The sequence below is a fragment of the Pseudoroseomonas ludipueritiae genome (assembly GCF_014490445.1).
Lineage (GTDB): Bacteria > Pseudomonadota > Alphaproteobacteria > Acetobacterales > Acetobacteraceae > Pseudoroseomonas > Pseudoroseomonas ludipueritiae.
In genome coordinates, this window is sequence record NZ_JACTUZ010000067.1 from 1 (window position 1) to 21,554 (window position 21,554).

At 71.4% G+C, this 21,554-nt stretch carries 27 protein-coding genes; 14 read left to right on the plus strand and 13 right to left on the minus strand.

What is annotated here, in order from left to right; genetic code table 11:
* On the minus strand, window positions 1–884 hold an 884-nt coding region (locus IBL25_RS14825; protein ID WP_367615615.1), incomplete at its 3' end, for a M14 family metallopeptidase.
* Window positions 885–992: 108 nt separating this feature from the next.
* Entirely contained in the window at window positions 993–1,748 is a 756-nt protein-coding gene (locus IBL25_RS14830; protein ID WP_187779322.1) for a DsbA family protein, read from the minus strand.
* 187 nt (window positions 1,749–1,935) lie between these two features.
* Here IBL25_RS14830 and IBL25_RS27325 point away from each other — a divergent pair, with 187 nt between their 5' ends.
* Complete coding sequence (locus IBL25_RS27325) at window positions 1,936–3,372, plus strand: gamma-glutamyltransferase (RefSeq protein ID WP_187779323.1); 1,437 nt, start codon at window positions 1,936–1,938, stop codon at window positions 3,370–3,372.
* A gap of 1 nt (window position 3,373) precedes the next feature.
* Window positions 3,374–4,540, plus strand: a complete 1,167-nt coding sequence (locus IBL25_RS14840; RefSeq protein ID WP_187779324.1) for a pyridoxal phosphate-dependent aminotransferase — start codon at window positions 3,374–3,376, stop codon at window positions 4,538–4,540.
* On the opposite strand, the gene IBL25_RS14845 is transcribed toward IBL25_RS14840, so the two are convergent.
* Window positions 4,537–4,722, minus strand: coding sequence for a hypothetical protein (locus tag IBL25_RS14845; protein WP_187779325.1), 186 nt, complete (start codon window positions 4,720–4,722; stop codon window positions 4,537–4,539). The genes IBL25_RS14840 and IBL25_RS14845 overlap by 4 nt on opposite strands.
* Window positions 4,723–4,928: 206 nt before the next feature.
* Window positions 4,929–5,588, minus strand: a complete 660-nt coding sequence (locus tag IBL25_RS14850; protein WP_187779326.1) for a hypothetical protein — start codon at window positions 5,586–5,588, stop codon at window positions 4,929–4,931.
* A gap of 35 nt (window positions 5,589–5,623) precedes the next feature.
* Here IBL25_RS14850 and IBL25_RS14855 point away from each other — a divergent pair, with 35 nt between their 5' ends.
* A complete protein-coding gene (locus tag IBL25_RS14855; RefSeq protein WP_187779327.1) occupies window positions 5,624–6,454 on the plus strand; it encodes an aldo/keto reductase in 831 nt (276 codons plus the stop codon).
* A gap of 1 nt (window position 6,455) precedes the next feature.
* On the opposite strand, the gene IBL25_RS14860 is transcribed toward IBL25_RS14855, so the two are convergent.
* On the minus strand, window positions 6,456–6,905 hold the full coding sequence (locus IBL25_RS14860) for a hypothetical protein (protein WP_187779328.1): 450 nt from the start codon (window positions 6,903–6,905) through the stop codon (window positions 6,456–6,458).
* 227 nt (window positions 6,906–7,132) lie between these two features.
* Here IBL25_RS14860 and IBL25_RS14865 point away from each other — a divergent pair, with 227 nt between their 5' ends.
* The 8 genes from IBL25_RS14865 (at window position 7,133) to IBL25_RS14900 (ending at window position 12,769) form a co-directional block, all read left to right on the plus strand.
* Window positions 7,133–7,792 carry a S1 family peptidase gene (locus IBL25_RS14865; RefSeq protein WP_187779329.1) on the plus strand — a complete coding sequence of 220 codons (660 nt, stop codon included), beginning with the start codon at window positions 7,133–7,135 and terminating at the stop codon, window positions 7,790–7,792.
* A gap of 135 nt (window positions 7,793–7,927) precedes the next feature.
* Window positions 7,928–8,362, plus strand: coding sequence for a CBS domain-containing protein (locus IBL25_RS14870; RefSeq protein WP_187779330.1), 435 nt, complete (start codon window positions 7,928–7,930; stop codon window positions 8,360–8,362).
* A 63-nt stretch (window positions 8,363–8,425) separates the two neighbouring features.
* A complete protein-coding gene (gene dctP / locus IBL25_RS14875) occupies window positions 8,426–9,406 on the plus strand; it encodes a TRAP transporter substrate-binding protein DctP (RefSeq protein WP_187779331.1) in 981 nt (326 codons plus the stop codon).
* Window positions 9,407–9,448: 42 nt separating this feature from the next.
* The gene (gene mscL / locus IBL25_RS14880) at window positions 9,449–9,958 is read left to right on the plus strand and encodes a large conductance mechanosensitive channel protein MscL (RefSeq protein ID WP_187779332.1); all 510 of its coding nucleotides are present in this window, start codon (window positions 9,449–9,451) and stop codon (window positions 9,956–9,958) included.
* Between the two features lie 54 nt (window positions 9,959–10,012).
* Window positions 10,013–10,405, plus strand: a complete 393-nt coding sequence (locus tag IBL25_RS14885; protein ID WP_187779333.1) for a metallopeptidase family protein — start codon at window positions 10,013–10,015, stop codon at window positions 10,403–10,405.
* Window positions 10,402–11,055: a CDP-alcohol phosphatidyltransferase family protein gene (locus tag IBL25_RS14890; RefSeq protein WP_187779334.1), complete on the plus strand. Its 654-nt coding sequence runs from the start codon at window positions 10,402–10,404 to the stop codon at window positions 11,053–11,055. The genes IBL25_RS14885 and IBL25_RS14890 overlap by 4 nt, the downstream gene beginning before the upstream one ends.
* The gene (locus IBL25_RS14895) at window positions 11,052–12,035 is read left to right on the plus strand and encodes a phosphatidate cytidylyltransferase (RefSeq protein ID WP_187779335.1); all 984 of its coding nucleotides are present in this window, start codon (window positions 11,052–11,054) and stop codon (window positions 12,033–12,035) included. The genes IBL25_RS14890 and IBL25_RS14895 overlap by 4 nt, the downstream gene beginning before the upstream one ends.
* 11 nt (window positions 12,036–12,046) lie before the next feature.
* Complete coding sequence (locus IBL25_RS14900; RefSeq protein WP_187779336.1) at window positions 12,047–12,769, plus strand: lysophospholipid acyltransferase family protein; 723 nt, start codon at window positions 12,047–12,049, stop codon at window positions 12,767–12,769.
* Here IBL25_RS14900 and IBL25_RS14905 read toward each other — a convergent pair.
* Genes IBL25_RS14905 through IBL25_RS14925 form a run of 5 tightly spaced genes read right to left on the minus strand, consistent with a single transcriptional unit; the run spans window position 12,747 to window position 15,590 of the window.
* On the minus strand, window positions 12,747–13,364 hold the full coding sequence (locus IBL25_RS14905; RefSeq protein ID WP_238940444.1) for a uracil-DNA glycosylase family protein: 618 nt from the start codon (window positions 13,362–13,364) through the stop codon (window positions 12,747–12,749). The two genes, IBL25_RS14900 and IBL25_RS14905, sit on opposite strands and share 23 nt — an antisense overlap.
* 22 nt (window positions 13,365–13,386) lie before the next feature.
* Entirely contained in the window at window positions 13,387–13,860 is a 474-nt protein-coding gene (locus tag IBL25_RS14910) for a copper chaperone PCu(A)C (RefSeq protein WP_239420163.1), read from the minus strand.
* Between the two features lie 55 nt (window positions 13,861–13,915).
* Window positions 13,916–14,269 carry a DUF2946 family protein gene (locus IBL25_RS14915; RefSeq protein WP_187779338.1) on the minus strand — a complete coding sequence of 118 codons (354 nt, stop codon included), beginning with the start codon at window positions 14,267–14,269 and terminating at the stop codon, window positions 13,916–13,918.
* Between the two features lie 45 nt (window positions 14,270–14,314).
* Entirely contained in the window at window positions 14,315–14,884 is a 570-nt protein-coding gene (thpR, locus tag IBL25_RS14920) for an RNA 2',3'-cyclic phosphodiesterase (RefSeq protein WP_187779339.1), read from the minus strand.
* 4 nt (window positions 14,885–14,888) lie between these two features.
* A complete protein-coding gene (locus IBL25_RS14925) occupies window positions 14,889–15,590 on the minus strand; it encodes an arylesterase (protein ID WP_187779340.1) in 702 nt (233 codons plus the stop codon).
* Between IBL25_RS14925 and IBL25_RS14930 the strand changes: the two genes are divergently transcribed.
* The 3 genes from IBL25_RS14930 to IBL25_RS14940 all read left to right on the plus strand — a co-directional run bounded on the left by IBL25_RS14930 (window position 15,589) and on the right by IBL25_RS14940 (window position 19,795).
* Entirely contained in the window at window positions 15,589–16,317 is a 729-nt protein-coding gene (locus tag IBL25_RS14930; protein ID WP_238940445.1) for an ABC transporter ATP-binding protein, read from the plus strand. The genes IBL25_RS14925 and IBL25_RS14930 overlap by 2 nt on opposite strands.
* The gene (locus tag IBL25_RS14935; protein WP_187779342.1) at window positions 16,314–18,833 is read left to right on the plus strand and encodes an ABC transporter permease; all 2,520 of its coding nucleotides are present in this window, start codon (window positions 16,314–16,316) and stop codon (window positions 18,831–18,833) included. The genes IBL25_RS14930 and IBL25_RS14935 overlap by 4 nt, the downstream gene beginning before the upstream one ends.
* Window positions 18,834–19,012: 179 nt before the next feature.
* Window positions 19,013–19,795: a Bax inhibitor-1/YccA family protein gene (locus tag IBL25_RS14940; RefSeq protein WP_187779343.1), complete on the plus strand. Its 783-nt coding sequence runs from the start codon at window positions 19,013–19,015 to the stop codon at window positions 19,793–19,795.
* Between the two features lie 118 nt (window positions 19,796–19,913).
* Here IBL25_RS14940 and IBL25_RS14945 read toward each other — a convergent pair whose 3' ends face one another.
* From IBL25_RS14945 to IBL25_RS14955, 3 genes are all read right to left on the minus strand, one after another.
* Complete coding sequence (locus tag IBL25_RS14945) at window positions 19,914–20,555, minus strand: CarD family transcriptional regulator (RefSeq protein ID WP_187779344.1); 642 nt, start codon at window positions 20,553–20,555, stop codon at window positions 19,914–19,916.
* A 182-nt stretch (window positions 20,556–20,737) separates the two neighbouring features.
* On the minus strand, window positions 20,738–21,070 hold the full coding sequence (fdxA, locus tag IBL25_RS14950; RefSeq protein WP_187779345.1) for a ferredoxin FdxA: 333 nt from the start codon (window positions 21,068–21,070) through the stop codon (window positions 20,738–20,740).
* 78 nt (window positions 21,071–21,148) lie between these two features.
* Window positions 21,149–21,554: (2Fe-2S)-binding protein (locus IBL25_RS14955; protein ID WP_187779346.1), on the minus strand; the 406-nt coding region annotated here is incomplete at its 5' end.

Sequence of the window (21,554 nt, forward strand, 5' to 3'; positions counted from 1 at the left end):
AGGCAATCGTCATGTGGGGTGCGGATCTCCTGCTCCCCGTCCAGCGCCAGCAGGGTGTTGCGGCGGGGGATGACGGTGCCGCCGCGGAAATCCTGCACAAAGGCGAATCCATGCGTGCCCGCCACCACGGTGCGTGTCACCTCAGCCAGGCGGCCGACGGGAGTGGGGGCAGGGGCAGGCGGCAGCAGGCCATACTCCCGCAGCAGGGCGGTGGCGCAGGTTTCCAGGGTTTCCAGCGTCGCCGGCTCCCAATGCGGTCCGCCTTCCACCAGCAACGCGGTGCGGCGGCTGCCGGGGGCGGTGAAAAGGGCGCAGTCGATCATCCGCCGGCCGGTGCTGTGGCCCTCATCCGCCACCACCAGCGAGGGCGTGCCGAGCTTCGGCCCCAGCGCTCGGGCCTGCGGCGCGCTGCCGGCGATGATCAGCGGGTCTGAGGGCCAGAGCATGCTGTGCAGATCCAGCAGCACGTCCATTTCCTCCAGCAGCGGGCGCAGGGCGCGGGCGCGGGAGAGTTCCTCGCTGTCCCGGCCGCCTTGCAGCACGCGCTCGTCCCAGACGCGGTTCAGGTCCTCGTCCACGAAGCGGCTGAGGGTGGGGTCGGCGGGGTCGAAGCGGTCGAAGGCGGCGAGGTTGGCGAAGATAAAGGTCAGGGTGCCGCGCAAGGGCCGCAGCCCTTCCCGCAGCCAGCGCGCCAGCAGCAGCGCGCCCGCGATCTCGTTGCCATGCACCAGGGAGACCAGCGCCACATGCGGGCCGGGCGCGGGGCCCGGGATGCTCCAGACACCGGGAAGCCGGTTGCCGGCGCGCCAGGGCCGCAGGTCCGGCATCGGCAGGCGCACCGGGAAATGCGGAAAGCCGGGCGGGGCGATCGGCGCCTCAGACACCGTTGGCGGCCTCCCTGCGTCGCGGTGGCTGGCTGTCCACGCCCAACTCTCCCCTCCAGGCGAGGATACTGTGATACGCGGTGGCTGGCACGGCAATCCGCGGGCGGTTCAGCCGCCGGAGCGCGGCTGCTGCCGGGCCTCGGCCACCAGTTGCTTCAAGGTCTCGAGGTCCACGGCGCCGGGCACCAGCCTGTCGCCCACCACAATGGCCGGCGTGCCCTCGATGGAGAGGGCCTGCGCCAGGGCCAGGTTGCCGGCCAGGCGGCGCTGGATGGCGGGGTCTTCCATGTCCCGCTTGATGCGCGCCCAGTCGAGACCCGCGCGCTCGGCCTCGGTCTTCAGCACGGCCTCGGTGGGGTCGCCGCGCAGGCGCATCAGCGCGTCCTGGAAGGGTAGGTACTTGCCCTGCTTCTGCGCCGCCAGCAGCGCCTTGCTGGCCGTGACGCTGGCCGGGCCCAGGATCGGCAGGTCCTTCAGCACCACGCGGATGCCGGGGTCGGCCTTCAGCAACTGGTCCATGGTGGGGTGCAGCAGCTTGCAATAGCCGCAGCGGGCATCAAAGAACTCCACCAGCGTCACGTCGCCCTGCGGGTTGCCCTTCACCGGGTCCGCCGGGTCGCGCAGCAGCGCATCGGCATGGGCGGCGATGGCCTCGCGCTGGGCGCTGGCGCGGTCCTGCTGCTGCGCCTGCTGCATGGCGGCGATGGCGTCGCGCAAAATGGTGGGGTCGCTCTTCAGCGCCTGCCGCAGCACCTCGATCACTTCCTGCCGCTGCTGCGGGCTCAGGGCGGGCTCGGCGCGCGCGGCCAGCGGCAGGGCGGAAAGCCCCAGCAGGGCGAGGGCGGCGAGGCGGGGTAGAGGCAAGATGGCGGTCTCCGGCAAAGCACCACCAGTCTGCGGGCGGCGGGGGCGGCTGGCAAATCACAGGGCGCGAAGGGGCGCGCGGGGCAACATCCGGTTGCCGCCCCCGGCGAAGGAGTCTATGGCCCCAGCGAGACCGGGGCGGAGAACGCCCGCTCGCACCACGGCTGACCGGAGTGAAGTTCCCCGCATGACCCGCACCCGCGACCGAGCCCCCGCCCGCTCCATGCCCCGTGCCCTGGCCCTGATGGGCCTGGCCGCCACCCTGGCCGGCTGCAGCACGGTCAGCAGCGTTGTCGGCGGCGGCAACAGCACGCCGGCCGGCCAGCCCGGCCACGTCACCGGCTTCCTGGGCTATGTGGTGGCGGATGAGCCGCGCGCGGCGCTGGTGGGGCGGGACGTGCTCTCGGCCGGCGGCACGGCGGTGGATGCGGCGGTGGCGGCCGGCTTCGCCATGTCCGTCACGCTGCCCTCCCGTGCCGGGCTCGGCGGCGGCGGCGCCTGCCTGGTCTATGACCGCGCCCGCAACACGACGGAGGCGGTGCTCTTCCCCGCCGCCAGCCCTGGTGCCGTCAGCGGCGACCGTCCGGCGGCGGTGCCGATGATGGCGCGCGGCCTCTTTGCCCTGCATACCCGCAAGCCGCGCCGGCCCTTCGAGGAATTGATCGTCCCCGCCGAGCAGCTGGCCCGCTTCGGCGCCCTGACCTCCCGCGCCCTGGCCACCGACCTCGCCGCCGTGGCCGGGCCGCTGCTGGCCGACCCCACCGCGCGCGCCACCTTCACCGGCCCCAGCGGCCAGCCGCTGACGGAAGGCGAGACGCTGTCCCAGCCCGATCTCGGCGCGACCCTGGCGGCGCTGCGCGTTTCTGGCGTGGGCGATCTCTACCAGGGCGCCCAGGCGCGGCGGCTGGAGGAACTCTCCCCCCGCGTCGGCGGTGCCCTGACGGTGGAGGCGCTGCGCCCGGCGGTGGCGCAGGTGGCGCCGCCGCTGCAGGTCACGCTGGTCTCGGATACGCTCTCCTTCCTGCCCAATGACGGCGGCCTCGCGGCCGCGGTAGCGGCGCAGGCCATGGCCACCGGGCAGGCCGATGGCGAGGCCCGTGGCCTCTCCGCCGCCGCCACCTTGCGCCGCAATGGCGGCGACCCTGCCGCGCTGCTGGCCAATCCGCCGGCCGGGGGCGAGGGCTTCGGGCTGTTGCCGGCTTCCTCCTCCCTTGTGGTGCTGGACCGGGAAGGCGGCGCCGTGTCCTGCGCCTTCAGCATGAACAATCTCTTCGGCACCGGCCGCGTGGTGCCGGGCATGGGCTTCTTCCTGGCCGCCGCCCCGGGCGTGGGCCGGGTGGAGCCGCCGCTGCTCTCGGCCGTGATGGTGCATAGCCGCAACCTCTCGGCCTTCCGTTATGCCGGCGCTTCCTCCGGCCAGGCGGCGGCGCCGCTGGCCACCGCCCTGCCGGCGGTGCGGCAACTGGTGAACCGCACCCCGGTGGCCCAGGCCCTGGCCGAGGTGCCGGAGCCCGGGCGCGGCAATGCCGTTGCCTGTGACCGCTACCTGCCGGGCGATGCCCGCCAATGCGTGGCCGCCACCGATACGCGCGGCGCCGGCCTGGCTGTCGGCGGATTGCAGTAGCATGGCGCTGAAGGTGGGGAAGGGGGCCGAGGCGCCGCCCTTCCTGGTGATGGACGTGATCGCCGCCGCCAATGCGCGGGAGGCGGCGCTGCCGCCCGGCGCCCCTGGCGTGCTGCGCATGGAGGTCGGGCAGCCCTCCACCGGCGCCCCGCGCGGCGCGGCGGAGGCCGCCATCCGCGCGCTGCAGGAAGGCGCGCCGCTGGGCTATACGGAAGCCTTCGGGCTACGTTCGCTGCGCGAACGCATCGCCGGCCATTACCGGGAAAAATACGGCGTGGCCGTGCCGCCCTCCTGCGTCGCGGTGACGGTCGGGGCCTCGGGCGCCTTTCCGCTGGCCTTCCTGGCGGCCTTTGACGTGGGCGACCGCGTGGCCATGGCCGCGCCCTTCTACCCGCCCTATGCCAATATCCTGACGGCGCTGGGCATGGTGCCGCAGGTGCTGCCTTGCGATGCCTCCACCCGTTTCCAGCCCACCGTGGCGATGCTGGAGGCGCTGGACCCGCGCCCGGCCGGGCTGATCGTCGCCTCCCCCTGCAACCCCGCCGGCACCATGTTGTCGCGGGAGGAACTGGCCGCCATCGCCGATTGGTGCGAGCGCAACGGGGTGCGGCTGGTCTCGGACGAGATCTACCACGGCCTCTCCTACGGCATGGAGGAAAGCACCGCCGCCGGCTGCAGCGACAGCGCCATCGTGGTGAACAGCTTCTCCAAGTATTTCTCCATGACCGGCTGGCGCATCGGCTGGATGGTGCTGCCGGAGGACCTGGTGCGCCCTGTGGAATGCCTGGCGCAGAACATGTTCATCTCGGCCCCGCATATCGCCCAGGTGGCGGCGGAGGCGGCCTTCGGCTGTGCCGAGGAACTGGAAGCCAACAAGGCCGTCTATGCCCGCAACCGCGCCCTGCTGCTGCGCGGCCTGCCGGAAGCGGGCTTCGACCGGCTGGCTGAGGCGGATGGCGCCTTCTACCTCTGGGCCGATATCGGCCACCTGACCAATAACAGCGTGGAGTTCACCGCCCGGATGCTGGCCGAGGCCGGCATTGCCGCCACGCCAGGTGTGGATTTCGACCCGGCGCGGGGCGGGCGCTTTCTGCGCTTCTCCTATTGCGGAGCGGAAGCGGCGATGGCGGAAGCGCCGGGCCGGCTGCGGGACTGGCTGAAGCGCTAGCGCCAGCCGTAGAGGTTCCGCATCCCGCCTTCACGCTGATTGTCGATGCCGCCCAGGGTGCCGCCGCCATAGCGGGAGCCGACGGTCACGCCAGACAGGGAGTTGAGCGGATTGACGAACTGGCCGCTGCACCCGGCCAGGATGGTCACCAGCATCAGGGTCAGCCCCGCGCGGATCAACATGCGTCGGTTCTCTTGTTACGGCTCCAGCATGGCTTTGGGCGGCGGCACTGTCTAGCGCCGGTTGCCCGGACCGGTGGGTGGCGCGTTGCTCAGCCCGTCAGCGCATCCCAGGCCCGCGTGGCGCTGCGGGCGCCGTGTTCCAGTTCCTCCCGGATGGCGCCGTCCCGCCCCTGCACGGATATGCTTGGTGCACCCGGAGAGAGACGTTATCCGGGGAAGAAGAAGTGCTGCAGGCGCATGAAGAGGTCGCGCAGGTCGAAGCCCAGGTCGGCCTCCTGTTCCGCCGGCCCCTGCGGCAGCCTCGCCCTGAGGGCGGCCAGCGCTTCCCCGGTGCGGGCCAGCCGCAGTGCCTTCGGCTCGGCATCGCTGCCGCCGCTGCCGAGGCCGTGCAGCCGCACCAGCACGCGCTCGGCCCGCGCCAGTTCCTCGGCGGCGCGGGGAAGATCCTCGGGCTTCGGGGCACAGACCACGGAGCGGCCCTGCAGCCGGCAGGGCATCTCCATCATCGGCTGCGGCGGGAAGCGGATCTGCGCCGTGCCGGTGAAGGCCAGCAGCCCGCGCCCGGCATTCTCCAGCCCCAGGTCGCGGGCCGTGACGGCGGGCACCAGCATGCCCTCCCGCGCCACAATCTCCAGCGCCATGGCGGATTGGCCGGCGGCGGCGGGCTCCACCGGGGTCTCGTGCGTCATGCGGCAGCGCTGCCGGTCGGTCATGCTGTCGGTGGCGCAGGTCAGCAGCCAGGGGCCGTAGGTATCGGCCGCCTGCGCCCGCGCTGGCTGCGGCAGGGCCAGCCCGGCCAGCAGCGGCGCGGCCAGGGGCAGCGCGCGGAGGAAAACCGAAGGTGTGGCGGTAGCGAGGAGGCGCATACCAGCCAAGATAGGGTGCAGCAGAGGAGGATACCATGCACAGCATCACGCTGGCCGACGGCACCCCCATTCCCACCCTGGGCCAGGGCACCTGGCGCCTGGGTGAGCGCGGCGCCGACCGCAGGGCGGAGGCCGCCACGCTGCGCCTGGGCCTGGACCTTGGGCTGACGCTGATCGACACGGCGGAGATGTATGGCGACGGCGGCTCGGAAGAGGTGGTGGCCGAGGCCATCGCGGGCCGGCGCGACGAGGTCTTCCTGGTCAGCAAGGCTTACCCGCAGAATGCCTCCCGCACCCGGCTGCCCGAGGCCTGCGAGCGCAGCCTGCGGCGGCTGAAGACCGATGTGCTGGACCTCTACCTGCTGCACTGGCGCGGCAACGTGCCGCTGCCCGAAACGGCGGAGGCGATGGAGGCGCTGAAGAAGCAGGGCAAGATCCGCCACTGGGGCGTCTCCAACCTCGATGTCGCGGACCTGGAGGAGCTTGGCCCCTACCTGAACACCTGCGCCGCCAACCAGGTGCTCTACAACCTGGAAGCGCGCGGCGTGGAATTCGACCTGCTGCCCTTCTGCCTCAACCAGATGATGCCGGTGATGGCCTATTCCCCGCTGGGCCAGGGTGGCGCGCTGCTGCGCCACCCGGTGCTGGCGCGGGTGGCCAAGCGCCAGGGCGCCACGCCGGCGCAGGTGGCGCTGGCCTGGACGCTGCGGAACCCCAACGTGATCAGCATCCCCAAGGCGGCGGATGAGAGGCACCTGCGGGAGAACCTGGGCGCCCGCATGATGGTGCTGACGCCCGAGGACCTGCTGGAACTGGATTCCGCCTTCGCGCCCCCCAGCCGCAAGCAGTCGCTGGAGATGCTGTGACCTAGCGGATGCGCACCGGCTGACGGCCGCCCTGGTCGCGGGAGATCTGGTCGTCCCGCGCCCCGGTCAGGTTGGCGGCGCAGGTGCCGTTCTGCAACATGGCGCGATAGCCCTCCGCCGTGCGGGGGCAGGAGGAGGCGAGGGAGCTGCGCGCCGGCCCGCGCGCGTCGAAGACATCGCGCACGAACTTGTCCACCTCGGTATTCGCCTGCGCCTTGTCGGCCGCCGATTTGGGCGAGGCGGCGATGCAGGCCCGCCAGGCCGCCGCGGCCTCGTCGCAGCCGGCATCGCCGGTGGAGGCCGGCGTGCCCTGGGAGGATGGCAAGTTGCCCGGCGCCTGCGCCTGCGCCGGCAGGGTGGCGAGGCAAAGGCCGGACAAGGCCAGCAGGACACGGAAAGGCGGCACGGCGGCGATCCTTGGGGCGCGGGTGACGCGGGCGATCATAGACATTGCCGCCGCCTTGGCCAGGGCCGCCCCTCGGCGGCACTGGATTCATCCCGCCCTTACTTTTGCCGCGCAGCATGAGGCCTGGACACGAAAAACTGAGGAATCGGAAGATTTTGGCGGGTGTCATTCAACGACAGGTTGAGATAAGAGCGTTTTGTTAACGATTCGGGGCCGGCGGCAGGGAGTTGGGCATGGCGGGACGGCGGGCATTCCTGCGCAGGATGAGTGGCGTGGCGACGGCGCTGGGCCTGGGCGCCTGCGGCCGCATGCCCGTGCTGGAAGCCAGCGGCACCCCGGTCGCGCAGGTGACGGCCACCGGCTTCGCCTCCGTCTACGCCGATGGCATGACGCGCGGCGCCGCCGTGGCCTTCGATGACCGCCATGTGCTGACCTGCGCCCATGTGCTGCCGGCGGGCTGCGAGGTGGTGCTGCGGCGCGGCCTGGATGGCGCCCAGATCCGTGCCGAGGCCATCCGCCGCAGCCGCCGCATGGACCTGGCGGTGCTGCGGGTGCCGGCCGGCTTCCTGCAGGCGCCGCCCCGCGCCACCGAGGCCCCGCTGGCCGGGGAAGCCGTATGGGCCGCCGGCGCCCCCGGCCTTGGCTATGCGGTGGCGCAGGGCGTGGTGGAGGCCCCGGATGCCGAGATGCCGGGTTTCGGCCGTGGCTTCACCGCCCGCATGCCGGCGCTGATGGGTTATTCCGGCGGGCCGGTGGTGGATGCCTCGGGCACGCTGATGGGCCTGACCTCGGCCCTGCCGGGCGGCGGCGGCGCCGGGGTTCTCGCATTTCTCACCGGCGCGGACCTCGATGGGCTGGCGCGGCGGGACCGGCAGGTCTTCGTGCTTTCCATCCAGCGCGCCAGCGCCGAGGCGCGGCAACTGCTGGCCTGAAGCCACCGCGCACGAAGCCGCGCGCGCCGCGGTTTTCGCTGGACGTAAAGCGCGCCCCCTCGCCATCGTTCCGGCACCAAGGAAGAACACGGCGGGCGAACCGCTCCGGGACAGCACGCCGGAAGGGAGAGCAAGATGGTCATCGCGAACATCCTGCGGGGCAAGGGCAGCGAAGTCATCGCCGTCCGTCCCGGTGACACCGCGGCCGAGATCGCGCAGACCCTGTCGCGCCACCGCATCGGCGCCGTGCTGGTGCGCGACGCGGGCGGGGAGGTGTTGGGCATCGTCAGCGAGCGCGACATCGTACGCGCCATGGCGGCCTCGGCCGGCTCGGTGGCCTCGCAGCCCGCCACGGAACTGATGACGCAGGTGCTGCATACCGTCACCCCGCGAACTCTCGTCATCGAGGCCCTGGCCATGGTGACCGACCGCCGCGTGCGCCACCTGCCGGTGCTGGAGGACGGCAAGCTCGTCGGTATGGTCTCGATCGGCGACCTTGTGAAAGCCCGCATCGCCGAGGCCGAGCTGGAGACGAACGAGCTGCGAAATTACGTGTCTTCCGCCGGCTGAGGTATCCTTTCGCTCCCTGGTGCGTTGGCCGGGGAGGATGGAGTTGGACCACAGGGGCTTACGATGACAGCCACTCGCCGTGGGGTCATGGCGGCGGGCGCCGGCCTATGGCTCGGCGCCGCGCGACCCGCCCGGGCGCAGACGCGGTGGCAGGCGGCGACACCCTGGCTGGATGGCAGTAGCCACACCCGCAACCTGCGCCAGTTCCTCGACGAGGTGCGGCAGGGCACCGGGGGTGGCCTGGATATCCGGCTGCATGCCGGCGGCACCCTGCTGAAGAGCGCGGAGATGCTGCGTGGGCTGCAAACCGGGCGGGTGCAGCTTGGTGAGCTGCTGCTGGCGCTGGAAGCGGCGCTGGACCCGATCCTGGAGCTGGATTCGCTGCCCATGCTGGTGCGCAGCCTGGAGGATGCGCGGCGCCTGGCCGGCATTACCCGGCCATTGATCGAGCAAAGGCTGCGGCGGGAAGGATTGACCCTGCTCTACCTGGCGCCCTGGTCGCCGGCGGGGCTCTTCAGCGGCTTCGCGGTGGATACGCTGGAGGACCTGCGCGGCACCCGCATGCGCACCATGACACCTCTGGCGGCGCGGCTGGCCAGCCTGGCCGGCGCGCTCGCGGCGCATGCCGAGCCGGAGGAGCCGCTTTCCTTCTCCGCACCGCTGGCCACCACCATGTTCGCCGGCGCTTCCAGTGGCGTGGATGTGGAAGCCTGGAGCTTCGCCCGCTTCTTCATGCCGCTCGACATCTCCTTTCCCAAGGATGCCGTCTGCGCGCAGAGCCGTGCCTGGGAGGCATTGGCGGCGCAGCAGCGCGCGGCGGTGCTGCGGGCGGCCGCGGCGGCGGAGGAGCGCGCCTGGGCCATGGCCAGCAGCGAAGGGCCAGCGGCGCAGGAGGTGCTCGTCAGCCATGGCGTGAGGCTGCGCCCCCCATCCCCCCGGCTGCTGGTGGAGCTGGAACAGCTTGGCCGGATCATGCTGGACGAATGGCGCGCCCGTGCCGGCGAGACTGGCGCCCGCGTGCTGGCCGAGCTTCGCGCCGGCTGACCGGGCGGCGCATCCCGCCGCCCGCGCAACGAAAGGATCCCGATGAAGAAACCGAATATCCCCCTGCACGAACCCGCCTGGCTGCGTGAGTTCAAGGCTTTCATCATGCGTGGCAATGTTGTCGACCTCGCGGTCGGCATCGTGATCGGCGCGGCCTTCACCGGCATCGTCAACTCGCTGGTGCAGGACCTGATCAACCCGCTGATTGGCCTGCTCATCGGCGGTGTCGACTTCTCCAATATTTTCTTCGTGCTGAATGGGGAGCGGGGCCCGTCGCTGGATGCGACGCGGCAGTCCGGCGCGGCGGTGCTGGCGGTCGGCGTCTTCATCAATGCCATCATCAAGTTCCTGATCGTGGCGATGGCGATCTTCTGGCTGCTGCAGCTGCTGAAGAAGCTGCACCTGCGGCACGAGAACAAAGGGCCCGCAGGCCCGAGTGCCGAGGAGAAGCTGCTGACGGACATCCGCGACGAGCTGAAGGCGCTGCGCCAGGGCGACACCGCGCCGCTGCCGGTGCGCGCCACTCCCGCCGGCGGGGATGACGACGGCTGAACAGGCCCCAAGGCGGGGGCTGGCGCGCCCCTGCCGCGCTGCTAGGCTGCAGCCATGCGTTTCCATCGCCCCCCCTCGGCCGAAGACCTGCTGGAGATGGCCGAAGCGGCCTTTGCCGCCATTCCAGAGGCCTTGCGAGAAGCGGTGCGCGGCACCGCCCTGCTGGTGGAGGAACTGCCGGATGACGAAACCCTCCAGGCCCTGGGCCTGGAGCATCCCTGGGAACTCACCGGCCTGTATCGCGGCACGCCGCTGACGCAGAAATCCGTGCTCGACGTGCCGGCGGGGCCGGACACCATCCTGCTCTACCGCGAGCCCATCCTGGTGGAATGGATCGAGACGGGGGAGGACCTCTTCCGCCTGGTGCGCAATGTGCTGATCCATGAGATCGGCCACCATTTCGGCTTTTCCGACGAGGACATCGCACGCCTGGAAGGTGAAGGGTGAGCGCCCCCGAGTCGGGTGACCGCCGGCCCATCGCGGCGCGGGACCTGGCGCTGACGGGGCGGGTCGCCGGCTGGCTGATCCGCCGCCGTGCCTCACCGGACGGCATTTCGCTGGTGGGCATGGCGGCGGGGCTGCTGGCCGGGCTCTGCTTTGCCGCCACCTGGTGGTGGCCGGATGGCGCACGCATCTTCTGGCTGCTGGGCGCGGCGCTGGTGCAGCTGCGGCTGCTGGCCAATCTCTTCGACGGCATGGTGGCCATCGGGCGCAACATCGCCTCTCCCTTAGGCGAATTGTTCAACGAGGTGCCGGACCGCGTCTCCGACACCGCCATCCTGCTCGGCCTCGGCTTCGCGGCCGGGGGCAACTGGGGGCTGGGGCTGGCGGCGGCGCTGGCGGCCATGGCCACGGCCTATATCCGCGCCGTGGGCAAGGCGGCCGGGGCGCCCAGCGACTTCTCCGGCCCCATGGCCAAGCAGCAGCGCATGGCGCTGGCCACGGCACTGGGCCTCTGGTGCGGCGTGGTGCCGGTCTCCTGGCGCATGCTGGCGGATTGGCCGCTGGCGGGTTGGGTGCTGGTGGCCATCACGCTGCTGGCGACTTTCACCGCCTGGCGGCGGCTGTCCCATGTGGCGAAGGCCCTGAAACGATGAACACCGCCTTCGCGCATCCCGTTACCCAGGGCATCGTGCTGGCCACCGGGGCCGTGCTGCTGTTGGCGGCGCTGGCCATCGGCGCCATGACGCTGCTGGGGCGCGGCACGCCGGCCTTCCGGCGGGAATTGTGGCTGCGCTACGGCTCCTGGCTGGTGCTGCTGCCGCTGATGTTCGGCCCGGTGCTGCTGGGCCGCGCCTGGACCATCGGTGCCGTGACGCTGCTGGGGCTGCTTTGCCTGGGTGAATTCGCCCGCGCCACCGGCTTGTTCCGCGAATACCTGACCACCGCCGTGGTGGCGCTGGGCATCGTCGCGGTCGGCTTCGCGGCGCTGGACAACTGGTACCGGTTGTTCGTGGCGCTCTGGCCGCTGACCACGGTGGTGATCCTGGTGGCCACCATCCCGCTGGACCGGCCCGCCGGCTATATCCAGCGCAATGCCCTGGCGATCTTCGCCTTCATGCTGCTGGGCGTGGGTCTGGGGCACCTGGGCTACATGGCCAATGATCCCGGCTACCGGCCGCTGGTGCTGATGCTGCTGGCGGCGGTGGCGCTGAACGACGTGGCGGCCTTCACCTTCGGCAAGCTGCTGGGCGCCCGTCTCTTCGGCGGCCGCAAGCTGGTGCCCAACACCAGCCCCAACAAAACCGTGGCGGGGGCGCTGGGCGCGCTTTGCACCACCACGGCGCTGGTGGCTTACCTCGGCTCCCTGATCTTCGCCGAGACGGCCATGGCGCACCCGGCGCTGCTGCTCTTCCTGGGCGTGCTGGTCAGCGTGGCGGGGCAATGCGGGGACCTGATGCTCTCCTCCATCAAGCGCGACATCGGCATCAAGGACATGGGGGCGGCGCTGCCGGGCCATGGCGGCATCATGGACCGCTTCAACAGCCTGCTGCTGGTGGCGCCGGCCGTGTTCCACCTGATCAACTACGTGGTGGGCATCGCCGAAGGGCAGCCCACGCGCCTCATCACCGGCTGAGGCGGCGCGGCATGGAATGGCAATTCCGCCCGGCGCGTGACACCGAGATCTCCCCCGTCGCCCGCCTGCGCAGCCATGCGCGGGAGGTCGGCCTCTCCGGGCTGGTGATGCAGGGGGCCTGGCGGCGCGGGGTGCGGGCCTATCTGCACCTCTTCCACCGGCTGGAGGTGGTGGGGCGGGAGAACCTGCCCGCCCGGCCGCCCTATGTGCTGATCGCCAACCATACCAGCCACCTGGATGCGCTGAGCCTCGCTTCCATGCTGCGCGGCCCGGCCTCCCGCCGCGCCTTCGCGTTGGCGGCGGGGGATACCTTCTTCACTTCGGTCCGGTCATCGGCCTTCGCGGCCTGGGCGGTGAACGCGCTGCCGGTCTGGCGCCGCCGCACCAGCGCCAAGGACCTGAACGGGCTGCGGCAAAGGCTGGCCGAGGACGAACTGGTCTTCATCCTCTTCCCCGAGGGCACGCGCAGCCGCAGCGGCGCCATGGGGCGCTTCCTGCCCGGCATTGGCGCGCTGGTGGCGGGGGGCGCGGTGCCGGTGGTGCCCTGCTACCTGGAAGGCGCCCATGCCGCCTGGCCCGCCGACCGCCGCTGGCCGCGCCCCGGCCCGCTGCGTTTGCGAATCGGCCCGCCGCTGGATTTCGCTGGCACCAGTGATGACAAGGCCGGCTGGATGGAGGTCGCCCGCCGCTGCGAGGACGCGGTGCGCGCCCTCAGCCCACCAGCGCTGCCCTGACAGCATCGCGCAGGGCTGGCAGCACCTCGGCCTCGAACCAGGGCCGCTGCGCCGCCCAACTGCGGGTGCGCCAGGAGGGATGGGGCAGGGGGAACAAGCCACGGGAGAGCGGTTCCGCGAAGCCCTGCACCGTCTGCCCCAGCGCGGCGGCGGCCGGGCGGCCCAGCACGGAGCGGATGGCATAGGTGCCGACCAACAGCCGCAGCCGGATCTCGCGCATTGGGTCGATCAGCCTCGGGTGCCAGAGCGGCGCGCATTCCGGCCGGGGCGGCGCATCGCCGCCGCGCGGCATCCGCCCGGGGTAGCAGAGCCCCGCCGACACGATGGCGATGCGGCTGGCGTCGTAGAAATCCTCCCGCTCCAGTTGGAGCCAGGAGCGGAGGCGGTCCCCGGAAGGGTCGTTCCAGGGGATGCCGCTGGCATGCACCTTGGTGCCCGGCGCCTGGCCGATGATCAGCAGCCGGGCGGTGGGACTGACGCGGAAGACGGGGCGGGGGCCAAGCGGCAGGGCGGGGCCGCAGCGCGTGCAGGCGCGGGCGGCGGCGGCCGCTTCCTCCAGGGTTTCGGGGGGCATGGCAGGCAGATGGGCCGCCATGCCCCCCGGCTCAAGCGCGGCCTTAGCTGCCGTGCTGGTGCTCGCCGCCGCGCGCCCCGGCGGCTTCCACCGCCAGTTCCACCGGCACCTCGCCGGCCTTCTCGAAGACCAGCGTCAGCGGCACGCGGGCGCCCTTCACCAGCGGCTCCTTCAGGCCGATCAGCATGATGTGCAGCCCGCCCGGGGCCAGCTTCACCTCGGCGCCAGGCGGGATCTCGACGGCCTCCACCGGGCGCATCCGCATCACGCCGCCTTCCATGGCGCTGCTGTGGATTTCCACGGTGCGGGCGATCTCGGCGCGGGCACCCACCAGCCGGTCAGGGGTGCCGCCCTTGTTGGTCAGGCTCAGGTAGCCGGCGCCGGTGACGCCGGCGGGGGCGGCGCGGCTCCAGGGATGGCCGATATCGATCTCCCCGGCCTTGTAGCTATGGGCCAGGGCAGCGGTGGAAAGGCTCAGCGCGCCCAGGGCGGCGAGCAGGAAACGTCGGTTGAGCACAGCAAGGGCTCCGGTTCTCAGGGTGTCGAAACAGGCGTGAACGGTGGTGTCGCGTTCAGGCCTGTGGCGGCGCCCTGGCGGCATAGGGCCTTGTGCCGCGTTCCCGTACATGAACCTTGGCCTGTGGCCAGAGGGCGGCCTGCGCCACCGGCACGGCTTCCGGCACCGAAAGCACCGGCCCCTGCGGCACCGGCCCCTGCGGCACGACGTGGCAGACCACGCAGCCATCCTGGCCATGATGTGGCGCCGGGGCATCATCCCCATGCGGCAGGCTGGCGCTGCCGCCACCGCAAAGCGGCACGGAAAGAACCTGCGCCAGCCGTTCCAGGCAATGCGCCGGCGCCGCCACGCCCTGCACGATCAGCAGGGCGACGATCAGGCGCAGCAGGAAAGGGCGCAGGCGGTTCATGGGCGGTGCCGTGATGCGGGATCGGCGCGCCGCCCGCAAGCGGCCTTATGCTTCCGAGGCCCCCGCGGACTGCGTGCTCTCCTCCAGCGCGTAGTCCACCTCGGCCACGTAATGCGCCTGTTCCTTCCCCAGCCGGGAGGAATACAGGCAGAAATGGCTGATCGGCTGTGGGGGCGCGCGGAAGAGGTTATGCGCCTGCACAAAGGAGATCAGCTTGTCCGGCGCCGCCTTGTCCGTGCGGGCGAGCGTCACGTGCGGGGCGAATCTCTTGCGCTCCGGCGGCAGGCCGGCGCGTTGCAGCGCCGTTTCCACCTTGCTTTGCAGGTGCAGAAGCCGCTCGCAGCGCTCCACCCCCGCGTAGAGGGAATGGATGCGCCCGGCCTTCTCGAAGACATCCACGCCGCGCAGCGTCAGCTCGAAGGGCCTGGCGCGGATGGTGGAAAGCGCCTGGTCCAGCTCATCGGCCAGCACATTCTCCACCTCGCCGATGAAGCGGAGCGTCAGGTGGTAATTCTCGGGCGGCACCCAGCGGGCGCCGGGAATGCCGCCGGCGAGGTCGGCGAGCTGGTCCCGCAACCCATCGTCGATGGGCAGGGCGACAAAGAGACGCACCATGGCATCAGGCTCCCCGGTTGGTGTTGCTCTGGGCCTTGGCCAGCAGCGCCTGCACCGCCGGCATCATGCGGCGGATCATTTCCGCAACGCCCTGGGGATTGGGATGGATGCGGTCGGGCTGGTTCATCGCCGGGTCGCCCGCCACGCCATCCAGCAGGAAGGGGTAGAAGACCACCTCCGGATGCGCCTTGGCGAGGTTGGTGAAGGTGGCGGAAAAATCCCGCCCGTAATCGGCGCCCAGGTTGGGCGGCGCCAGCATGCCGGCCAGCAGCACCGGCAGCCCCCTGGCCTTCAGGCGGGACAGGATGTCCTCCAGGTTCGCCTGGCTCTCGGCCGGGGGCAGGCCGCGCAGCCCGTCATTGCCGCCCAGCGCCACGATCACCGCGTCCGGCCTGTCCGCCAGCGCCCAGTCCAGCCGCGCCCTGCCGCCCGCCGTGGTGTCGCCGGAGACGCCGGCGGCGAGCACGCGCACCTCCTGCCCGGCGGCCTTCAGCGCGGCTTCCAGCTTCACCGGCCAGGCTTCCGCTTCGGGCAGGCCATAGCCGGCGGTGATGGAATCGCCCAGGATCATCAGCTTCAGCGGCGGCTTCGGCTGCGCCCGCGCCTTCACGCCTGCGATAAGAAACAGTCCGAAACCAAGCGCGGCCTTTCGCACCGCGGCACGCCGGCCCAACTTGTGGTTCATGCCGGACGCCACGAACCCCATGCGAACCTCCTCCATCCCGCAATCCGATGCCGCCGCGCCCTTGATCCGGGCGCGGGACCTGTCACTCAAGGTGAGCGCCGCCGGGGGGGAGGTCAACATCCTCCGGGGCATCGATCTGGATGTGGGGCGGGGGGAGGCGGTGGGCATCGTCGGTCCTTCCGGCTCCGGCAAGACCTCGCTGCTGATGCTGCTGGCGGGGCTGGAACGGCCCACGGGCGGCACCCTTTCGGTCGGCAGGCAGGAATTGCCGAAGCTGGACGAGGATGCGCTGGCGCGCTTCCGGCGGGACAACCTGGGCATCGTCTTCCAGGCCTTCCACCTCATCCCCACCATGACGGCGCTGGAGAATGTGGCGGTGCCGCTGGAATTCGCCGGCCGCGCCGATGCCTTCGAGCGCGCGGGCAAGGCCCTGGCCCGCGTCGGCCTCGGCCACCGGCTGGACCATTACCCCGGTCAGCTTTCGGGCGGCGAGCAGCAGCGCGTGGCGCTCGCCCGCGCCGTGGTGGCCGAGCCCGCCCTGCTGCTGGCCGATGAACCCACCGGTAACCTGGACCGCGCCACCGGCCTGATGGTGATGGACCTGCTGTTCGAGATCCGCGCCCAGCTCGGCACCACGCTGCTGCTGATCACCCATGACCAGGGGCTGGCCGACCGCTGTGAGCGGCAGATCAGCATGGGTGACGGCCTTGTCACCGGCGACAGCCACGCCCGGGCCGCCGCGGCATGAGCAACCTGGCGCTGGGCCTGCGCTTCGCGCGGCGGGAATTGCGCGGCGGCATCAGGGGCCTGCGCATCGTGCTGGCCTGCCTGGCGCTGGGCGTGGCGGCCATTGCCGCCGTGGGCGTGCTGCGCGCCGCCACCGAGGCCGGGCTGGCCGAGGACGGCGCCCGCATCCTGGGCGGCGACCTGTCCATCCGTGTCTCTTACCGCCCGCTGCCGCAGGATGCGCGGGACTGGATCACCTCGCGCGGCGGCCGGCTGTCCGAGACGATCGAGATGCGCGCCATGGCCATCGCGCCCAATGGCCAGCGCACCCTGGTGGAGCTGAAGGCGGCCGATGCCGCTTATCCGCTCTATGGCACGCTGGAGCTGGACCCGCCCAACGCCGCCCTGACGCCCGAGGCGCCCGGCGCCCCCGCCGGCGTGGCGCTGGAGCCGCTGGTGGCCGACCGCCTGGGCCTGAAGCCCGGCGACCGGCTGCGGCTGGGCGAGGAAAACTTCGTGCTCGCCGCCCTGATCCGGACGGAGCCGGACAAGGTGGCCTCGCCCGCCCTGCTGGGCCCGCGCGCGCTGATCCCGCTGGCGGCGCTGGAGGGCACCAAGCTCGTGCAGCCCGGCAGCCTGGTGCAATACGAATACCGCGTCGCTCTGGCCCCCAATGTCTCGCCCCAGGCTTTCGCGCGGGACTTCCAGGCGGCGCATGACGATGGCGGCTGGCGCATCCGCGATGCCTCCCAGGCCGCGCCAGGCGTGAACCGGGTGCTGGACCGCGTCGCTTCCTTCCTGACCCTGGCGGGGCTGACGGCGCTGCTGGTGGGCGGCATCGGCGTCGCCACCGGCGTGCGGAGCTGGCTGGACCAGCGGGCGCGCACCATCGCCACCCTGCGCTGCCTCGGCGCCCCGCCGGGCGCGGTCTTCGCCACCTACATGATCCAGGTGCTGGCGCTCTCCGTGCTGGGCATCGTCATCGGGCTGGCGGCGGGGCAGGGGCTGGCGGTGCTGGCGGGCAAGCTGCTGGAAACGGCGCTGCCGGTGCCGCCGCGCATCGCGCTCTACCCATGGCCGCTGGTGCAGGCGGCGCTCTACGGCATCCTGACGGCGCTCTCCTTCTCCCTCTGGCCGCTGGGCCGGGCGCGGGAGATTCCCGGCGCCGCGCTGTTCCGCGACACGCTGGCGCCCCGCGCCGCGCGGCCGCGCGCCTCGCTGCTGCTGGCCAACGGGCTGGCGGTGCTGGCGCTGGTCGGGCTGGTGGTGGGCACGGCGGCGCAGCCGGGTTTTGCTCTCGCCTTCTGCGCTGCCGCCGGGGCCACGTTGCTGCTCTTTCGCCTCGGCGCCAGCCTGCTGATGCTGCTGGCCAAGCGGGTGCGCGCCGGGCAGCGCCCGACGCTGCGGCTGGGCTTGGCCAACCTGCACCGCCCCGGCGCGCCCACCGCGCTGCTGCTGGTGGCGCTGGGCATCGGCCTGACCACGCTCTCGGCGCTCGCGCTGATCGAGGGCAACCTGCGCCGGCAGATCGAGGGGCAGATCCCGGCCCAGGCGCCCAACTTCTTCTTCATCGACATCCAGTCCGACCAGACGCAGCGCTTCGACCAGCTCGCCACCGGCCTGCCGGGGGTGCAGGAGGTGAAGCGCGTGCCTTCCCTCCGCGCCCGCATCGTCTCCGTGAAGGGCGTGCCGGCAGACCAGGTGCAGGCGACCGAGGATACCCGCTGGGCGCTGAGCGGCGACCGTGGCCTGACCTATGCCGCCACACCGCCGGAAGGCACCCGCATCACCGAAGGGCAGTGGTGGGCGCCGGACTACAAGGGCGCGCCGCTGGTCTCGCTGGATGCCAATCTGGCGCGCGGCTGGAACGTGGCGCTGGGCGACGAGATCGTGGTGAACGTGCTGGGCCGCGACGTGCCGCTGAAGGTGGCCAGCCTGCGGCAGATCGAATGGCAGGGGCTGGGGCTGAACTTCACCCTTATCGCCTCGCCTGGGCTGCTGGAGGCGGCGCCGCATACGCATATCGCCACGCTGCGCGGCGACGCCGCCCAGGATGCCGCCGTGCTGCGCGCGGTGACGGATGCCTTCCCCAATGTCTCCGGCATCCGTGTGCGGGATGCGCTGGAGGCGGTGGGGGGCATCATGCAGAAGCTCGGCACCGCCATCTCGGCGGTGGCGGCGGTGACGCTGCTGGCCGGCGGGCTGGTGCTGGCCGGCGCCATGGCGGCCGGGCAGCGGCGGCGGGTGCGGGATGCCGTGGTGCTGAAGGTGATCGGCGCCACCCGCGCCCAAGTGCGCCGCGCCTGGATGGTGGAATTCGGCCTGCTGGGCTTCACCGCCGGCATGCTGGCCGCCGCCATCGGCACCGCCGCGAGCTGGGGCGTGGCACGCTACGTGATGAAGACGGACTGGGTCTTCCTGCCCGGCACGCTGGCCGCCACCGTACTGGGTTGCACGCTGCTGACCCTCGTGCTGGGCTACGCTGGCACCGCCCTGGCGCTGCGCGCCCGCCCGGCGCCGCTGCTCCGCAATGAGTGAGGCAGAGGGCCTGCCTTAAGCCTGAGATATCAAGGTGCAGGCCCTTGCCTGGGTTACCGGAGTGTGACGGTACTGAAAGAAGCGTATGGGCTCACGAATCCGATTGAACAACATTACCGAAAGTCCATATACCTGATCATGATGCGGGATCATCCCGCGTTCGGAGGAGTTCTCGCCACATGGCCTTTGGTCACGATTACCGCACCACGGGCGCGCCTGGATGGGGCCGCGCCGCGACCACTGACGCGGCTGCCCTGGACGCTGGCCTGCGGGCCTACATGCTGCGCGTCTATAACTGGATGGCTTCCGGCCTGCTGCTGACCGCGATCGTCGCCTATGTGGTCGCGAATACCGGCGCGGCCGACCTGTTCTACAATGTCGTGCGCACCCCGCGCGGCCTGGCGACGCAGCCCACCATCCTTGGCTTCGCGGCCATGTTCGCGCCGCTGGCCTTCGTGCTGGTGCTCTCGTTCGGCGTCAACCGGATGAGCAAGGGCACGGTGCAGGCGCTGTTCTGGGTCTTCTGTGCCGCGATGGGCGCCAGCATGGCGAATATCTTCGCCGTCTATGTGGGCGCCTCGATCGCCTCGACCTTCGTGATCACGGCCGGCATGTTCGCCGCCGTCAGCCTCTACGGCTACACCACGAAGGCCGACCTGACCCGCATGGGCAGCTTCATGATGATGGGCCTGATCGGCATCATCATCGCCGGCATCGTCAACATGTTCGTCGGCTCCAGCGCGCTGCAGTTCGCCATCAGCGTCATCGGCGTCGTGGTCTTCGTGGGCCTGACCGCCTACGACACCCAGCGCATCAAGGCTGACTACATCGAGTATGCCTATGCCGAGGGCACCGACCTCGCCGCCAAGCGCAGCGTCTTCGACGCGCTGGGCCTCTACCTGAACTTCATCAACCTGTTCCAGCTGCTGCTGCAGTTCATGGGCGTCCGCCAGCAGGACTGATCCTGCCAGGCTGACGGCGAAAGGCCCCGGGGAGCGATCCCCGGGGCTTTTTTGTGGCCGCGGACATGAAAAAGGCCCGGGCGCCTCGCGGCATCCGGGCCTGTCTGGGTGGGGCGGTTCAGCCCTGCTTCAGGTAGTCCAGCAGCTTGTTCATCGCCGCCGTCTTGTCGGTGCGGTCCAGCGCCGCCACCTCGGCCGCGAGGCGGTCCATGGCCAGCTCGTAGATCTGGCGCTCGGAGAAGGACTGGTCGGGCTGGCCGGCATTGCGGTGCAGGTCGCGCACCACCTCAGCGATCTGCACCGGGTCGCCGCTGTTGATCTTCTGCTCGTATTCCTGGGCGCGGCGGGACCACATGGTGCGCTTGATGCGCGCGCGGCCCTTCAGCGTGTCCAGGGCCTCGCCCATCATGTCCTTGCTGGCCAGCATCCGCAGGCCGGAGGAAGCCGCCTTGCCCAGCGGCACCCGCAGGGTCATGCGGTTCTCCTCGAAGGTGACGACGATCACCTTCAGCTCATGCCCGGCGGCCGACATGGTCTCGATGCCCTGCACCTGGCCGACGCCATGGGTCGGGTAGACCACGTAGTCGCCCGCCTTGAAGTCGCTGCCCTTGTTGCCGAGCGGCTTGGGCGGCGGCGCGGGGCGGGACGGGCCGGCGGGGACGGAGCTTTCCGTGGGGGCGGCGGCCTGCTCCTCGGCCATGCCGGGGCGCTGCGTGTCAGGTTGCGGGGAGGTGGATTTCGCGCCGGCCGGTGGCTTCATCCGTTCTCTGGTCTCCTGCGGGCACATGGGGTGCGCGGCGGTTCAACGCAGCCGAGCGGCCGCGGATGCTGCCATCCCATGGCGAACAGGGGCGAGGGGCGGCTGGAAGCCGTCCCTGCACCCCGAAAGACCAGGATGATATCACAATATCAGCCCCGCGTCACGCGCGGGGCAACAGTGTCTCAGGGCTTGCCCGGCTCCGGGCTCAGCAGCTTCGCCTTGTCGGGCTTGCCGTTCCATTCCTCGGCATCGGGCGGCGCCTCGCCCTTGCGGGTGATGTTCGGCCACTGCTGCGCGTAGGTGCGGTTGATCTCGGCCCAGGCGGTCGCCTTGTCATCGCTGTCCGGCACGATGGCCTCGGCGGGGCATTCCGGCTCGCAGACGCCACAGTCGATGCATTCGTCCGGGTGGATGACCAGGAAGTTCTCGCCCACGTAGAAGCAGTCCACGGGGCAGACTTCCACGCAGTCCATGTACTTGCAGCGGATGCAGTTCTCGGTGACGACGTAAGTCACGGCCAAAGTTCCTTTCGCGCGGGCCGAGAGATGGACCGGCCCGCCGCGCGAAGCAAGCCGCCAATGCGTTGGTCTGTTCTACCCGCCGGGCAGGTCGGCCAACTCCCCCACCGTGATGGGCTTGAAGGGCGCCCGGGGGCGCAGCGCGCCGGCCTCGGAGATGGGAATGCCCTGCGCCTCGGCCAGCAGGGCGGCGACGGTGGTGCCGCACATCCGCCCCTGGCAGGGGCCCATGCCGGTGCGGAGATAGGCCTTGGCCTGGTTCGGCCCGGTGGCGCCCAGCTTCGCCGCCGCGCGCACCTGGCCGGCGGTGATCTCCTCGCAGCGGCAGACCACGGTGGCGTCCTCCGGCGGGGCCAGCACGGCCTGGCCGGGGGCGTAGAGCTTGTCCAGGAAGGGCCGCAGCGCCAGCACGCGTGCCAGGGTGGCGCGGTGCGGCACGGCGCGGCTGTCCCGCCCGTGTTCCGGCAGCCGGCCCAGCCGG

Coding starts and splice junctions, on each gene's coding strand:
- IBL25_RS27325 (WP_187779323.1), top strand. CDS start 1,936: ATGACCCGCACCCGCGACCGAGCCCCCGCCCGCTCCATGCCCCGTGCC.
- IBL25_RS14840 (WP_187779324.1), top strand. CDS start 3,374: ATGGCGCTGAAGGTGGGGAAGGGGGCCGAGGCGCCGCCCTTCCTGGTG.
- IBL25_RS14845 (WP_187779325.1), bottom strand. CDS start 4,722: ATGTTGATCCGCGCGGGGCTGACCCTGATGCTGGTGACCATCCTGGCC.
- IBL25_RS14850 (WP_187779326.1), bottom strand. CDS start 5,588: ATGCGCCTCCTCGCTACCGCCACACCTTCGGTTTTCCTCCGCGCGCTG.
- IBL25_RS14855 (WP_187779327.1), top strand. CDS start 5,624: ATGCACAGCATCACGCTGGCCGACGGCACCCCCATTCCCACCCTGGGC.
- IBL25_RS14860 (WP_187779328.1), bottom strand. CDS start 6,905: ATGTCTATGATCGCCCGCGTCACCCGCGCCCCAAGGATCGCCGCCGTG.
- IBL25_RS14870 (WP_187779330.1), top strand. CDS start 7,928: ATGGTCATCGCGAACATCCTGCGGGGCAAGGGCAGCGAAGTCATCGCC.
- dctP (WP_187779331.1), top strand. CDS start 8,426: ATGACAGCCACTCGCCGTGGGGTCATGGCGGCGGGCGCCGGCCTATGG.
- mscL (WP_187779332.1), top strand. CDS start 9,449: ATGAAGAAACCGAATATCCCCCTGCACGAACCCGCCTGGCTGCGTGAG.
- IBL25_RS14885 (WP_187779333.1), top strand. CDS start 10,013: ATGCGTTTCCATCGCCCCCCCTCGGCCGAAGACCTGCTGGAGATGGCC.
- IBL25_RS14895 (WP_187779335.1), top strand. CDS start 11,052: ATGAACACCGCCTTCGCGCATCCCGTTACCCAGGGCATCGTGCTGGCC.
- IBL25_RS14900 (WP_187779336.1), top strand. CDS start 12,047: ATGGAATGGCAATTCCGCCCGGCGCGTGACACCGAGATCTCCCCCGTC.
- IBL25_RS14905 (WP_238940444.1), bottom strand. CDS start 13,364: ATGGCGGCCCATCTGCCTGCCATGCCCCCCGAAACCCTGGAGGAAGCG.
- IBL25_RS14915 (WP_187779338.1), bottom strand. CDS start 14,269: ATGAACCGCCTGCGCCCTTTCCTGCTGCGCCTGATCGTCGCCCTGCTG.
- thpR (WP_187779339.1), bottom strand. CDS start 14,884: ATGGTGCGTCTCTTTGTCGCCCTGCCCATCGACGATGGGTTGCGGGAC.
- IBL25_RS14930 (WP_238940445.1), top strand. CDS start 15,589: ATGCGAACCTCCTCCATCCCGCAATCCGATGCCGCCGCGCCCTTGATC.
- IBL25_RS14925 (WP_187779340.1), bottom strand. CDS start 15,590: ATGGGGTTCGTGGCGTCCGGCATGAACCACAAGTTGGGCCGGCGTGCC.
- IBL25_RS14935 (WP_187779342.1), top strand. CDS start 16,314: ATGAGCAACCTGGCGCTGGGCCTGCGCTTCGCGCGGCGGGAATTGCGC.
- IBL25_RS14940 (WP_187779343.1), top strand. CDS start 19,013: ATGGCCTTTGGTCACGATTACCGCACCACGGGCGCGCCTGGATGGGGC.
- IBL25_RS14945 (WP_187779344.1), bottom strand. CDS start 20,555: ATGAAGCCACCGGCCGGCGCGAAATCCACCTCCCCGCAACCTGACACG.